The 12,885-nt window shown below is 65.1% G+C and carries 14 protein-coding genes; 3 read left to right on the top strand and 11 right to left on the bottom strand.

All coding sequences use genetic code 11. The annotated features are described in order from the left end of the window. On the top strand, window positions 1–647 hold a 647-nt coding region (locus MKI88_RS17515; RefSeq protein ID WP_241632840.1), incomplete at its 5' end, for a sensor histidine kinase. Window positions 648–938: 291 nt separating this feature from the next. After that, window positions 939–1,067 carry an entericidin A/B family lipoprotein gene (locus tag MKI88_RS17510; RefSeq protein WP_241632839.1) on the top strand — a complete coding sequence of 43 codons (129 nt, stop codon included), beginning with the start codon at window positions 939–941 and terminating at the stop codon, window positions 1,065–1,067. A gap of 46 nt (window positions 1,068–1,113) precedes the next feature. Here the strand turns inward: MKI88_RS17510 and tatC are convergent, their stop codons facing one another. The 8 genes from tatC to argS all read right to left on the bottom strand — a co-directional run bounded on the left by tatC (window position 1,114) and on the right by argS (window position 7,660). Further along, window positions 1,114–1,875, bottom strand: coding sequence for a twin-arginine translocase subunit TatC (tatC, locus tag MKI88_RS17505; protein ID WP_241632838.1), 762 nt, complete (start codon window positions 1,873–1,875; stop codon window positions 1,114–1,116). Beyond that, complete coding sequence (tatB, locus tag MKI88_RS17500; protein ID WP_241632837.1) at window positions 1,872–2,288, bottom strand: Sec-independent protein translocase protein TatB; 417 nt, start codon at window positions 2,286–2,288, stop codon at window positions 1,872–1,874. The genes tatC and tatB overlap by 4 nt, the downstream gene beginning before the upstream one ends. A gap of 46 nt (window positions 2,289–2,334) precedes the next feature. After that, on the bottom strand, window positions 2,335–2,583 hold the full coding sequence (locus tag MKI88_RS17495) for a twin-arginine translocase TatA/TatE family subunit (RefSeq protein ID WP_241632836.1): 249 nt from the start codon (window positions 2,581–2,583) through the stop codon (window positions 2,335–2,337). 89 nt (window positions 2,584–2,672) lie between these two features. Further along, entirely contained in the window at window positions 2,673–3,230 is a 558-nt protein-coding gene (gene scpB, locus MKI88_RS17490; RefSeq protein WP_241632844.1) for an SMC-Scp complex subunit ScpB, read from the bottom strand. Between the two features lie 17 nt (window positions 3,231–3,247). Further along, complete coding sequence (locus MKI88_RS17485; RefSeq protein WP_241632835.1) at window positions 3,248–4,012, bottom strand: ScpA family protein; 765 nt, start codon at window positions 4,010–4,012, stop codon at window positions 3,248–3,250. A gap of 150 nt (window positions 4,013–4,162) precedes the next feature. Next, window positions 4,163–5,167, bottom strand: coding sequence for a beta-N-acetylhexosaminidase (nagZ, locus tag MKI88_RS17480; protein ID WP_241632834.1), 1,005 nt, complete (start codon window positions 5,165–5,167; stop codon window positions 4,163–4,165). 16 nt (window positions 5,168–5,183) lie between these two features. Next, window positions 5,184–5,933, bottom strand: coding sequence for an SPOR domain-containing protein (locus MKI88_RS17475; protein ID WP_241632833.1), 750 nt, complete (start codon window positions 5,931–5,933; stop codon window positions 5,184–5,186). Beyond that, window positions 5,933–7,660 carry an arginine--tRNA ligase gene (gene argS / locus MKI88_RS17470; protein WP_241632832.1) on the bottom strand — a complete coding sequence of 576 codons (1,728 nt, stop codon included), beginning with the start codon at window positions 7,658–7,660 and terminating at the stop codon, window positions 5,933–5,935. The genes MKI88_RS17475 and argS overlap by 1 nt, the downstream gene beginning before the upstream one ends. A gap of 213 nt (window positions 7,661–7,873) precedes the next feature. Here argS and MKI88_RS17465 point away from each other — a divergent pair, with 213 nt between their 5' ends. After that, on the top strand, window positions 7,874–8,167 hold the full coding sequence (locus MKI88_RS17465; RefSeq protein WP_241632831.1) for a hypothetical protein: 294 nt from the start codon (window positions 7,874–7,876) through the stop codon (window positions 8,165–8,167). 72 nt (window positions 8,168–8,239) lie between these two features. Here the strand turns inward: MKI88_RS17465 and MKI88_RS17460 are convergent, their stop codons facing one another. From MKI88_RS17460 to ftsZ, 3 genes are all read right to left on the bottom strand, one after another. Further along, window positions 8,240–9,403, bottom strand: a complete 1,164-nt coding sequence (locus MKI88_RS17460) for a deoxyguanosinetriphosphate triphosphohydrolase (protein ID WP_241632830.1) — start codon at window positions 9,401–9,403, stop codon at window positions 8,240–8,242. Then, window positions 9,400–11,235, bottom strand: a complete 1,836-nt coding sequence (locus MKI88_RS17455; RefSeq protein WP_241632829.1) for a tetratricopeptide repeat protein — start codon at window positions 11,233–11,235, stop codon at window positions 9,400–9,402. The genes MKI88_RS17460 and MKI88_RS17455 overlap by 4 nt, the downstream gene beginning before the upstream one ends. A gap of 119 nt (window positions 11,236–11,354) precedes the next feature. Beyond that, window positions 11,355–12,791, bottom strand: coding sequence for a cell division protein FtsZ (ftsZ, locus tag MKI88_RS17450; protein ID WP_241632828.1), 1,437 nt, complete (start codon window positions 12,789–12,791; stop codon window positions 11,355–11,357). Window positions 12,792–12,885: the final 94 nt, after the last annotated feature.

Genomic DNA, 12,885 nt, shown 5'->3' with positions numbered 1-12,885 from the left:
TCTCGACCCACGAAGCCGAACTCGCAGAAGGACTCGCGCGCCAGACGCGCCTGACGCGCGAGGTACATCACCGGGTGAAGAACAATCTTCAGGTCATCGCCAGCCTGATCAATCTCCATGCGCGCGGCGCCAGCGCACCCGATGTCGCGCGCGCCTATGCCTCGATCCAGCGCCGCGTCGACGCGCTCTCGGTGGTCCATCGCAACCACTTTGCCGAACTGGAGGAGAATCGCGGCGTCGAGCTGCGCAAGCTGATCGGCGAACTCGCCCAGAATCTGCGCGCCTCGGTGCCCGAGGGCGAGCACGGTCCCGCCATCACTCTCGATCTGGCGACCTGCTCTGTCACGCAGGACGTCGCGGTGCCCGTGGCGTTTCTGCTGACCGAACTCATCGAACTCGCCATGAGCGAAGATCCGCGTGCCAGGATCACGGTCGCATTGCGACGCGTCGACACCAGCCAGGCCCGCCTTTCGATATCTTCGGCGGCGCTCGCCGGGAGCGCGGCTCTGGACACACCGCAGTTCGACCGGTTCGGCCGGGTGATCGAAGGGCTTTCGCGCCAGCTCCGGTCACCGCTCCACCGCGACGAGAAAATCGGCGAATATTCGCTGAGCCTCCCGACAATCGGCGACGCGCTATCCGCTTAAATGTCGGTGTTGGAACGTATTTCTCGAAGACGAAGATTCTCGAAAAAATTTGCGCCTGGCGCGGAACCAAAACGCGCCCCGCCCGTTTTGGAATTTGGATAGTGACCTTTTGCCCCCCCGCTCTCGCTATCCAAGACAAGGGCCCGGACATGCCAACCCCCTCCCCCCCGGTGGCATGTTCGGGCCTCATTTTTGTCTGGTGAAGCGGGATTCTCATTTCGGAACCGAATCCGCTTTCAGAGCATTGTCTGACCGATAGCCGCATTTGCGCGGCTTAATTCGGAGGATGAGATGATCCGCAAGTATCTGGCGTTTTTCATGGTCGCGAGCAGCTTGCTCGTATCCGCCTGCAACACCGTCCAGGGTGCCGGCCAGGATATCAAATCGGTTGGCGAGGCGGGCGAAGACGCCATCGACTGAACGACCACTGAAATGCTCGGGCCGCGCTCAGACGACGCGGCCCATTCTATTTCTCGGGCAGCGCATTCTGGCGCGCGCGCCGCTTCTCGGTAAACCAGATTGTCACGAGCGTGATCTCGTAGAGCAGGACCAGCGGTATCGCGAGGGTGAGCTGCGAGACGACGTCTGGCGGCGTGAACACCGCAGCGATGACGAACGCGACCACGATCATGTATCGCCGCGCCCCGACAAGCTGCTGGCGGGTGACGATGCCCGCGCGTTCGAGCAGCATCAGCAGCACCGGCGTCAGAAAGGCGATGCCGAAGGCCATGATGAACTGCATGATGAAGGAGAGGTAGTTGCCGACGGCGGGCAAGGCTTCCTGCTCGATGCCGCCCAGATCGCCCTGAAAGCTCAGCAGGAAGCGCAACGCCATCGGAACCGCGAAGAAATAGGCAAGCGAGGCGCCGGCCAGAAACAGCACCGGCGTGGCGACCAGGAAGGGCAACAGCGCCTTTTTCTCCTGCCGGTAGAGGCCCGGCGCGACGAACTGCCAGAGCTGCGTCGCGATCACGGGAAAAGCGACCATCATCGCCGCGAACAACGCGACCTTGATCTGGACGAAGAACGCCTCGAACACCTGGGTGTAGATGATCTTGCCCTGCCCTGCTGCGACCAGCGGCTGGACGAGGAAGGAAAAGATCGGCCTCGCAAAATAGAAGCAGACGGCGAAGGCGAGACCAAGCGCGACGACCGACCAGAGCAGGCGCCTTCGCAGTTCGATCAGGTGTTCGAGCAACGGCGCGCGCGTGTCATCAATGTCCTTCATTGCGGCTTGTCCGCATCAAGCCCGAAGTCGAGCTGTCCCGCTGGATGCTCGGGCTTCGCCTTTTCGGGTTCGGGTGCCGCATCGTTGTGCTCAGCTGCGGGCGGCGGTGCTGCGGGCGCGTCGGTGATCTCGGGTTGCGGCGTGAGCTGGGGCGCGGAATCGACAATGCCAGGCTCGGGAGGATGCTCGCGCATGATGCGCTCATTCTCCTCGCGCCACTTCTTCTCCATTTCCTCGAGTTCGGCTTCGCGCACCATGGTATCGAAGCCTGCACGGAAATGGCGCGCAACGCCGCGCGCGCGGCCGACCCAATGGCCGACCGTCCGCATTGCCTTGGGCAGATCCTTGGGACCGATCACCAGCAGCGCGACGATCGCGCACAGCAGCAATTCGGTCGGTGCGATATCGAACATGCGAGCCCGGTAATCCTACACGCAGAAGGCGGCAAGTGCCGTCGGCTCAGCTGGCCGGACGATCCTCGCCAACGGGGCGAGCCTGTTGCTCGACCGTCGGCTCGACGGTCTTCTGCGTCTCGATCCTGGGCGCCACGACGGGCTTGGGCACCTCGTCGTCCTCGCTCATGCCCTTCTTGAAGCTCTTGATGCCCTTTGCGACGTCACCCATCATGTCCGAGAAGCGTCCCTTGCCGAAAAGCAGCAGGATGACGACACCGACCACGAGCCAATGCCAAAGGCTCAGACCACCCATTTATTTTCTCCTCGAAGCACGATTCGTCCAATGCGACGCGGCGCTTTGCGACAGCTTCATGCAAAAACGATGACAAACACAGACCCTATCTAGTCGCTATCGTCGGGGCTTTCCAGTTCAAGCTCCGCGATTGCAAGATCGACGGGGTCCAGCAAACCCGCGGCGCGCAGATCGTCGATCCCCGGCAGGTCGCGCCGGCTCTCCAGCCCGAAATGCGACAGGAAGTCGGGTGTGGTCGCATAGGTCAGCGGCCGCCCGGGCACCTCGCGCCGTCCGGCGGGACGCACCCAGCCCGCCTCCATGAGCACATCGAGCGTGCCCTTTGAGATCTGCACGCCGCGGATCGCCTCGATTTCGGCGCGGCTCACGGGTTCGTGATAGGCGATGATCGCGAGCGTCTCGATCCCCGCACGCGTCAGCTTGCGCGGTTCCTCGCGCTCGCGGCGCAGGATATGCGCCAGGTCGGCAGCGGTCTGGAAGTGCCAGCGCCCGCCGCGCTCGACGAGTTCGACGCCGCGCCCAGCATAGTCCTGCTGCAACTGCGCCAGCGCGGCCTTCACATCGGCGGAGGGGCCGACATGCGACTGGATCTCGGCAAGCGTCAGCGGCGCTTCGGCCGCGAACAGCGCGGCCTCGACCGCGCGCATGGTATCGTCGGGCGGGTTCACCTTGTGCTCCGGATATAGAGCGGGGCGAAGGCGGCGTCCTGCTTCAGCGCGACACGGCCCTGCTTCGCAAGCTCGAGCGCCGCGACAAAGCTCGAGGCAAGCGCCGATCGCCTCAGCTCGCTTCCCAGTCCTTCGGGCAGGAAGCTGCCGATCTCCGCCCATTCGATGCGCTCGCCGATCAGCCGCTCAACGCGCTGCAGGGCCTCCTCCAGCGTCATCACCGGCCGACGCTGGACCTGGTGAAAGGCGGGCGCGGTGCGCGCCTTGACCACGCCATAGGCCGCGATCAGCTCATAGAGATCGGCCTGCCACAGGCTCTTGCGGATCGTACGCAGACCTTCGGGGGCACCACGCGGGAAGACGTCGCGCCCCAACCGGTCGCGGCCGACGAGGCGCGCGCCCGCCTCGCGCATCGCATTGAGCCGCTGGAGCCGGAGCTGGAGCCGCAGCGCCAGTTCCTCGGGGCTCGGATCGGCCTCGATATCGCGCGGCAGCAACAGGCAGGATTTGAGATAGGCAAGCCACGCCGCCATCACGAGATAGTCCGCCGCAATCTCGAGCTTGAGCGCCTTGGCTTCGTTGAGGAAATTCAGATATTGCTCGACCAGCGCGAGGATAGAGATTTCGCGCAGATCGACCTTCTGCACACGCGCCAGCGCAAGCAGCAGGTCGAGCGGCCCTTCCCAGCTTTCGAGATGCAGCGTCAGCCGGTCGCCCGCGACCTCGGGCGCTTCATCTTCAAAGAACAGCTCGTGGTTCATAAACTGGTAGCGCTCAAAAATCCGCTCATGCTGAGTAGCCGTTGAGCTTGTCGAAACGGCGTATCGAAGCACGAACCGAGCCGGTCCTTCGATACGAGTCCTCGCCAGGTTCGGTCTCTACTCAGGATGAGCGGATTTGAGGCCCGGATGTCAGGCATAGGCCAGCAGCGCATCACGCTTCTCGACCAGTGCCGCGAAATCGCCCTTGGGATCGCCCGCGATCGTCGCCATCGCGCGGTCCAGCCGCGCGCGCGACTCGGGACGGATCTCGTCGAGGGCACCGGCGATATCGATCATCTCGTCCATCCGCCCCCAGCAGTCGAGCACGAGATCGCACCCCGCAGCCACCGCCGCGGACGCCTTCTCTCCCGTCCTACCCGACAGCGCCTTCATGTCGATGTCGTCGGTCATCAGCAGCCCGTCGAAGCCGATGCGGCCGCGGATGATCTTTTCGATCACGATCGGCGAAAGCGTCGCGGGGCGTTCGGGGTCCCATGCCTTGTAGACGATGTGCGCGCTCATCCCCATCGGCGCGTCCTTCAATGTACGGAACGGCGCGATGTCGATTTCCAGCTCGTCATCGCTTGCCTCGACAACGGGCAGCTTCAGATGGCTGTCGACCAGCGCACGACCATGGCCCGGCATATGCTTGACGACGCCGACGCACCCGCCGCGCCTCAGCCCGTCGAGCACAGCGCGGCCAAGTGCTGCCACGCGCATCGGATCGCTGCCAAAGGAACGGTCGCCGATCACGTCGCTCGCGCCCTGCTGGCGCACGTCGAGCAGCGGCAGACAGTCGACCGTAATCCCGACTTCCGACAGCGTGAGCGCGATCGCCTCGGCATTGGCGCGCGCCGCCTCGATCGCCGAGGCCGGCGCCTTCTCGTAAAGCGCGCCAAAGGGTTCGCCCGCGGGAAATTTGGGCCAGACGGGCGGCTGCATCCGGGCGACGCGCCCGCCCTCCTGATCGATCAGGATGGGCAGGTCGTCGCGTCCGTCGATCGACCTCAACTCGTCTGTAAGCCTGCGTACCTGATCGCGATCGACGACATTGCGCTTGAACAGGATATAGCCGGCGGGATCGGCGTCCCTGAAGAAACTGCGCTCGTCGGCGGTCAGAACCTCGCCCGACAGCCCGAAAATCACCGGCTTCATTGAAACGCCATCACCCTCAATTGGCCGCGATGAGACAATTCTCCCCCGCCACCTTCAGCTTGCCGCAAAGCTCGGCTGCCTGTCCACTTGATCCTGCGTTGACGCGCAGGCGGTACAGCGTGTTTTCGCCAACCTTCACCGGGACGATCGTCCTGGGCAGGTCCGCGATGAACTGGAAGCGCTTGCTCATCCGCGTCCAAGCCGCATTCGCAAGTGCCTCATTGCCATAGGCGCCCAGCTGGATCAGCGAACCGCCCGGGCCCACGCCCACGGGCAGAGGCATCGAGGATTTTGCGGGCGCAGGTGCGGGCAGCCTGCCGCCCTCGGCCACCTTGACCGTCGCCACCGGCGCTGCGGCGCGTTCGGTGCGCTGCGCGGGTTCCTTCACCACCTGCCCCTGGACGGGTGCTTCGGGTAGTGCCGCGGTGTCGATCTTGCCCGTCGCTTCGGCGCCTTCGCTCGTCGCGAAACTGGCATCGCCCTGCCCCTCGACCTTCATGCCGCCCGGTGCCTCGGGCTTCACCTTATAGTCGCCCGCGGGTGCCTGGATCAGCGAACCGTCGCCCTCGGTGCCCGAATCGCGGTTGCGGACCCACGATACGCCCGCGATCACGATGCCCAGCGCTGCCAGCGCCGCGACCACGCCGCCCACCAGCTTCATCGAGGAAACAGCGGGCCGGTCTTCCCCGACATCCTCCACCGCCTCGAGCCAGGGCAACCGGTCCTCGTCGCGCAGGTCCAGCCCCCCGCGCCCGTAATCGCTCATCACTGCATCTCCTCGACGGCGGCTACCCCCATGATCGCCAGCCCGTTGCGGATAATCTGCCCGATCGCGTTGGCAAGGAAAAGCCTTGCGCATGTCGTCGCCGGATCATTCGCCATAAGGAAGCGGCGTTCGGGCGCGTCGTTGCCCATGTTCCACAGCGCGTGGAACGCCGCCGCCAGGTCGAAAAGATAGAACGCGATGCGGTGCGGCTCGCGCGCAAACGCCGCGCTTTCGACGATCCGCGGGAATTGCGCCGCCAGCTTGACGAGCTTGAGCTCCTCGCCGTCGAGCAGCGACAGATCGGCCTTTTCGCAAACGATCCCCGTCTCGGCCGCCTTGCGGTTGACCGAGCGGATGCGGGCATGCGCATACTGGACGTAGAAGACGGGATTGTCCTTCGACGCCTCCACCACCTTGGCGAAATCGAAGTCCATCTGCGCATCGGCCTTGCGCGTCAGCATGGTGAAACGGACGACATCCTTGCCGACCTCGTTCACGACATCGGCGAGCGTCACGAAATTGCCCGAGCGCTTGGACATTTTCACGGGCTCGCCGCCGCGCAGCAACCGGACCATCTGGACCAGCTTCACGTCGAAGCGCGTCTTGCCCTCGGTCAGCGCGGCGACCGCCGCCTGGATGCGCTTGACCGTGCCGGCATGATCGGCGCCCCAGATGTCGATCAGCGCATCGGCCGATTGCGCCTTCTGGAAATGGTAAGCGAGGTCGGCGCCGAAATAGGTCCAGCTGCCATCGGACTTCCTGATCGGGCGATCCTGATCGTCCCCGAACTGCGTCGAACGGAACAGCGGCAGTTCGACGGGCTCCCAATCCTCGGGCGTCTCGCCCTTGGGCGCTTCGAGCACCCCGTCATAGACGAAGCCGCGCTCGCGCAGCCATTTCTCCGCGGCTTCGGGCTTGCCCGCCGCCTGCAGTTCGGCCTCGGACGAGAACAGGTCGTGATGGATGCCGAGCAGCGCGAGGTCGGCCTTGATCATCTCGATCATCGCCGCGACCGCGCGGGTCCGGAACAGCTTGAGCCATTCCCCTTCGGCGGCGCCGACATATTTGCTGCCGAACTCGGCCGCGAGCGCCTGCCCCACCGGGACCAGATAGTCGCCGGGATACAGTCCCTCGGGGATCGCGCCGATATCCTCGCCCAACGCTTCCCGATAGCGAAGATGCGTCGAGCGCGCGAGCACGTCGACCTGCCCGCCCGCATCGTTGACATAATATTCGCGGATCACCTTGTGACCGGCATATTCGAGCAACGAGGCAAGCGCGTCGCCCACCACCGCGCCGCGACAATGCCCCATATGCATCGGCCCCGTCGGGTTGGCCGAGACATATTCGACGTTGACCACATGCCCGGCCCCCATGGCCGAACGCCCATAATCGGCGCCGTCATCCTCAATCGCCGCCAGCTCGTCGCGCCACGTGCCATCGGTCAGCCGCATGTTGATGAAGCCCGGTCCCGCCACCTCGACCGATGCAACCTCGTCGATCGCCCCGAGCCCTGCCGCGACCTTTTCGGCGAGCGCGCGCGGATTCGCGCCCGCGGGCTTGGCGAGCACCATCGCCGCGTTGGTCGCCAGATCGCCATGCGAAGCATCGCGCGGCGGCTCGACCGTCACATTCCTGCGGTCGAGATCCGCGGGCAGATCGCCTGCGGCAACAAGGCTGTCGAGCACCGCGTCGATATGCGCGGCGAAACGGGCGTAAAGGGTCACGATAGCTTTCCGATGAAACGCGGGGAACGCGGCGCTGTAAACCAATGCCCGAACGATTTGAAGCGCGCATGGCACTTGCAGGCGAGAGACGTTACATTTCTGCAATCATGGCTGCGCGCTTTGCGTTTGCTCAATTTTTGCAGTGCAGCATAACCTGCGGCAAGAAGGCAAAGCCTCGGGGGACCTGATCGGCATTCTGCAAGGGAGAACACCATGCGAATGCTGCTTACCATTTCCGCTACCGTCGCCGCACTGGCTGGCACGTCCGCCATCGCCGCCTCGTCCACCGAGACGACGTTCGAGCATGACGGCTATACCTATATCTACAAGAGCGAGGTCAATGACGGCCGCAAGGTCATTTCAGGCCGCCGCTTCCCCGGCAATGTTCCGTTTCGCCTGGTCGTCAACAACGGGCGCGTTCGGGGCACGACCGACGGCAGGCCGGTCTCGTTCAAGCTGAGCGAAATCGAGAGCTTGAATGCAGGCGAGCAAATCGCGGCGCGCTGATCTCGGGACATCTGCGAATTGATACGAGCCTGTCCGTGGCGACACGGGCAGGCTTTTTTATTCAAACCGGCTTCAAAAACCTTCGGGCAGATCGATCGGACCGACGACTTCGCGGTAGCGTGCGATCGCATAGCGGTCGGTCATCCCGGCCACGAAATCCGCGATATGGCGGCTGCGTCCGGGTTCCTCAGCCGGGAGCCCGGCGCTCCATTCCGCAGGCAAAAGCGCGGGATCGGCGGCATAGGCCGCAAACACGCCCGAAACGATTCGCCGCGCGAACTCGGCGGCCGCAAGCTGGCTGGGGTGGTGGTAGAGATTGGCGTACATGAAGCGCTTCAATCCGCGCTCGGCCTCACGCATCGCATCCGAAAAACCCACCAGTGTCCGGCCCGCCGCACGAACATCGTCGACGCTTGCGACGCGCGCCTCGGCGATGCGCCGCCGCGTTTCAGCGATGAGATCGTTGACCATCAGCCCGATCTGCGAGCGGATCAGTTCGGACCGCAGCCGCGCCTCGCTGCATCCCGGGCAGCGCGCCGTCACCTCCGCCCAGCCCTGTGCAACCAGCGGCACTTCCATCAACTGGTCGACCGTTAGCAGTCCCGCGCGCACGCCATCGTCGATGTCGTGGTTGTCATAGGCGATATCGTCGGCGAGCGCCGCGACCTGTGCTTCGAGCGAAGACCAGCCCGTCAGCTCGAGCGGAAACGCGGCATTGGCCTCGGCGAGCGCCCAGCCGGGCTCAAGAATCGGGCCGTTGTGCTTGGCCAGCCCTTCGAGCGTTTCCCATGACAGGTTGAGTCCGTCCCAGTGCGGATACGGCGTTTCCAGCCTCATCAGCGTGCGCAGTGTCTGCGCATTATGGTCAAAGCCGCCGACCTTAAGCATCGCTGCTTCAAGCGCGTCCTCGCCCGCATGGCCGAAGGGCGGATGGCCGATATCGTGCGCGAGGCACAAGGCTTCGGTCAGGTCCTCATTAAGACCCAGCGCACGCGCGATCGTGCGGCCGATCTGCGCGACCTCGAGGCTGTGCGTCAGGCGAACGCGGAAATGGTCGCCATCGGGCGCCATGAACACCTGCGTCTTGTGGCGCAGCCGACGAAAGGCGATCGAATGAATGATCCGGTCGCGATCACGCTGGAAGGCATCGCGCGGGCCGCGCGCGGCGCCCCCTTCCTCGGCGTGAAGCCGCCCCCGGCTCCTGTCGGCATGACTGGCATAGGGCGCCAGCGTCATTTCAGCGGCAACTTCTCGACCGCCTCGCCCGCGGCGCTCGTCCAGGCAAAACCCGTCACACCCGATTTTCCAAGGAAATCCTGCGCCTGCTTCTGGCTGTCAAAAGGCCCGACCAGCAGCCGGCGGGAGGCCTTGTAGGATGCGGTCCATGGGGTCTTGCCCTTGAACACGGCGGGCGCTTTCTTCACCATCTTCTGATAGTCGCGGCCGAGCGCCGCCTTGTCGCTGCCCGTCGCGATCTGTGCCCATATCCTCGAAGGCTCGGTCTTTTTGGGATCGGGTTTGGCCGCCTTCTTCGCCTCGGGTTTTTTCGGGTCGGGCTTCTTCGTGTCGGTCTTTTTTTGATCGGTCGCCTTGCCCAGGACCGCTGCGGGACCGGGTTCGGCGGCAACGGCCTTGCGCGCGGTCGGCACGGGGAGCGGCACGATCACCGGCTCTTCGAGTTCAAGCCCGCCAATGATGTCGGCGAGCGTCGAGCGCGTCGGTGCCGCGGGCATTGCGGCGCTGGTCGTTGCGGGAGGCACCGGCGACGGGGCCGTCAGCGGCGCGACCGGCGCGGCGGTTGTCGCCTCGATCGCACGTGCAGCCGAAGGCACCGGCGGGTTCGCGGACGACGGCGGTGGCAGCGCAGTCATGCCGGCAACCACCAGCGGCTTCGTCCCCGCAGGGATCAGCGCCTGGGCATCCCGCGGCGGCGGAGGTCCGATCCGCGTATTCAGCCGCCCGCCAGCGCGGGTCGGCTGCGCTGCGGTCAGCGATATGTCCTCGACGGGCGGGGCGGGGGTTGCAGGTTTCGTCGCCACCAAGCGCGCGGGCTGAGGCATTGGCTGCACCGGCGATGAAATGGGCGGTGCCGCAACGGGGGCCTGCGCGGCGGTGACCGATGCCAGCCGTTGCGCCTCACCCGTGCCTGGACGCCGGCGCGCCTCGCTGGATGGCTTTGCAATCGCCCGTGTCGCGGGCTGGTCCGCGCGACGCGGCCCGAGCGGATCGCCTGCGGGAATCAGTGCGGTGTCAGGTGCCGCCATCGGCGCGACGACATCGGCCTGCGCATAGACAAGGCCTTCGCTGCGCCCGTCGGACGGCATTTGCCCGTAATGCACCGCCGCGGCTTTCTGTGCCGCCGACAATCCTCCCAGCCGTGCGAAGAAATACCCCATTGGCCGTGCCAGATTGCCCGGCATCACCTGACGCGCGATGCCGTTCGCACCAGCCACGTCGCCATTCATGGCGAGAATGAAGGCGCGCGCGCGCCACGCGGCCTTGTCCTGCTTGTATAGCAAGGGGTCGAGCATCTTCAGCGCCTGGTCGCGCTCGCCCGAAATGCCCAACGAAAGCGCCATGCGTCGCGTTATCTCTGGATCATTGCCGCGCCGCAGCGCGATCGCATAATCGCGCTGCGCGCGCTTCGGATCGCCCCGCAGATCAAAGGCAAGGCCCCGGTCGCGCGCGATCTCCGTCTCCGGGACACCGAGGCTGACCGCCTGATCGAACAGCCGAAGCGCCTCGCGCGGCTTCTCGAGTGTCAGCAATGCCCGCGCCAGCCCTGACTTCACCCGCCCGTTGCGCGGATCGATCTCGTCGGCGCGACCGAAAAAGCCGATAGCGCCATTGGGATCATCGAGTGTCAGCGCCGCATCGCCCGCGCCGATCAGCGCGCGAACATTGTGCGTATCCACCGCAAGCGTGTTGAGATGCTCCGACAGCGCACGGCCCGCCGCATTGCGGTCGTCGGCCACGCCGACTTGCGCAAATGCGGGAACCGGTAGCGTCCAAAGCAGCGCGGATGCGGCGAAGAGCCGCCACCGCAGGGAGGTTTCAGCAATTTTCATGACGGGTCGATCTGCACCGCTTGATCGATGAAGCGCGCCTGAATGGCAAGCCCGCACAACGGCGAAACGGTGCCAACCGGGGATAAGCCGGCGGCACCGTCGCAAAGTTCGTACGCTGATTACTGGTTGTTCTGACGGTTCAGAAATCGCGGGATATCGAGCGGATCGGACTTGCCGCTCGCGTCCTCTTCGTCCCTGCGTGCCGCACCGCGTGCGATGTTCGACATGCGCTCGAACAGCGTGCCGCCACCCGTCGACACGCGCGGCGCGCGCTGATCGTCGTCGCTGGCGCCCAGCCATTCGGGCTTTGCGGGTTCCTGCGGCGCTTCGACCTGGAGGTCGAGCGGTTCCTCGGCGACGGGCTCGTCGACGATGCGCCCTGCGTCGAGCACGAGTTCGTCGGCTTCGGCCGCAACGGCATCGTCCTCGAAGCTCACTTCTTCGACGACAGCCTCGGGAGCCTCGAGCACGGGCGCAGGCGCCTCTTCCTCAACCATCGGAGTCGGTGCGGGCTTCACTTCCTCGACCGGCGCCGGCTGGCGTGCCGTGGGGAAGGCGAAGACGCGCGCGGGCTCGGCCTGCGTGGCGGCTTCGGCCTCGATGCCGGTTGCCACGACTGAAACGCGGATCTTGCCCTCGAGATCGTTGTTGAACGCCGAGCCCCAGATGATGTTGGCGTCGGGATCGACCAGTTCGCGGATATGGTTGGCGGCCTCGTCGACCTCCATCAGCCGCATGTCCTCGCCGCCGGTGATCGAGATGATGACGCCCTTGGCACCCTTCATCGAAACACCATCGAGCAGCGGGTTGGCGATCGCCTTCTCGGCGGCTTCGATCGCACGGCCGTCGCCCTCGGCTTCGCCCGTGCCCATCATCGCCTTGCCCATCTCGCCCATCACCGAGCGGACGTCGGCGAAGTCGAGGTTGATGAGGCCGGGCATGACCATCAGGTCGGTGATGCCGCGCACGCCCTGCTGCAGGACCTCGTCGGCCATCTGGAACGCTTCCTTGAAGGTCGTGTTCGCATTGGCGATCAAAAAGAGGTTCTGGTTGGGAATGACGATCAGCGTGTCGACATGCTTCTGCAGCTCGGCAATGCCCGCCTCGGCGGACTTCATCCGGCGATTGCCTTCGAAGCTGAACGGCTTGGTGACGACGCCGACGGTCAGGATCCCCCGATCCCTGGCCGCCTTCGCGATCACCGGCGCAGCGCCCGTGCCCGTGCCGCCGCCCATGCCGGCCGCGACGAAGCACATATGCGCGCCGTCGAGCGCGCGCTCGATCTGCTCGGCCGCCTCTTCTGCCGCCGCGCGGCCGATCTCGGGGCGCGAACCCGCGCCCAGACCCTGCGTGATCTTGAGACCAAGCTGGATGCGCCGTTCGGCGGGCGACGCGTTGAGCGCCTGCGCGTCGGTGTTGGCGACGAGGAAGTCGACGCCCTGAACCTGGCTTGCCATCATGTTCGCGATCGCGTTGCCGCCCGCACCGCCAACGCCGATGACACTGATCCGCGGCCGAAGTTCGTCGACTTCGGGCGGCATGAATTCGATGCTCATTTTACTGTCTCCCCAAGCTTCGTCATGGGCGAAGCAGTTGCCCCTGAACACTTGTGCACTACTGGAATCACCGAATCACCTAAAAAGTTAACGT

The sequence above is a fragment of the Sphingomonas sp. LaA6.9 genome (assembly GCF_022601895.1).
Taxonomy (GTDB): domain Bacteria; phylum Pseudomonadota; class Alphaproteobacteria; order Sphingomonadales; family Sphingomonadaceae; genus Sphingobium_A.
Note: the sequence above shows the minus strand (reverse complement) of the source record. Positions and strands in the feature narration are given on the sequence as shown.

Bases quoted from the DNA above. Each gene is read 5' to 3' on its own strand.
- MKI88_RS17510 (WP_241632839.1), top strand. From the start codon at position 939: ATGATCCGCAAGTATCTGGCGTTTTTCATGGTCGCGAGCAGCTTGCTC.
- tatC (WP_241632838.1), bottom strand. From the start codon at position 1,875: ATGAAGGACATTGATGACACGCGCGCGCCGTTGCTCGAACACCTGATC.
- tatB (WP_241632837.1), bottom strand. From the start codon at position 2,288: ATGTTCGATATCGCACCGACCGAATTGCTGCTGTGCGCGATCGTCGCG.
- MKI88_RS17495 (WP_241632836.1), bottom strand. From the start codon at position 2,583: ATGGGTGGTCTGAGCCTTTGGCATTGGCTCGTGGTCGGTGTCGTCATC.
- scpB (WP_241632844.1), bottom strand. From the start codon at position 3,230: ATGCGCGCGGTCGAGGCCGCGCTGTTCGCGGCCGAAGCGCCGCTGACG.
- MKI88_RS17485 (WP_241632835.1), bottom strand. From the start codon at position 4,012: ATGAACCACGAGCTGTTCTTTGAAGATGAAGCGCCCGAGGTCGCGGGC.
- nagZ (WP_241632834.1), bottom strand. From the start codon at position 5,167: ATGAAGCCGGTGATTTTCGGGCTGTCGGGCGAGGTTCTGACCGCCGAC.
- MKI88_RS17475 (WP_241632833.1), bottom strand. From the start codon at position 5,933: ATGAGCGATTACGGGCGCGGGGGGCTGGACCTGCGCGACGAGGACCGG.
- MKI88_RS17465 (WP_241632831.1), top strand. From the start codon at position 7,874: ATGCGAATGCTGCTTACCATTTCCGCTACCGTCGCCGCACTGGCTGGC.
- MKI88_RS17460 (WP_241632830.1), bottom strand. From the start codon at position 9,403: ATGACGCTGGCGCCCTATGCCAGTCATGCCGACAGGAGCCGGGGGCGG.
- MKI88_RS17455 (WP_241632829.1), bottom strand. From the start codon at position 11,235: ATGAAAATTGCTGAAACCTCCCTGCGGTGGCGGCTCTTCGCCGCATCC.
- ftsZ (WP_241632828.1), bottom strand. From the start codon at position 12,791: ATGAGCATCGAATTCATGCCGCCCGAAGTCGACGAACTTCGGCCGCGG.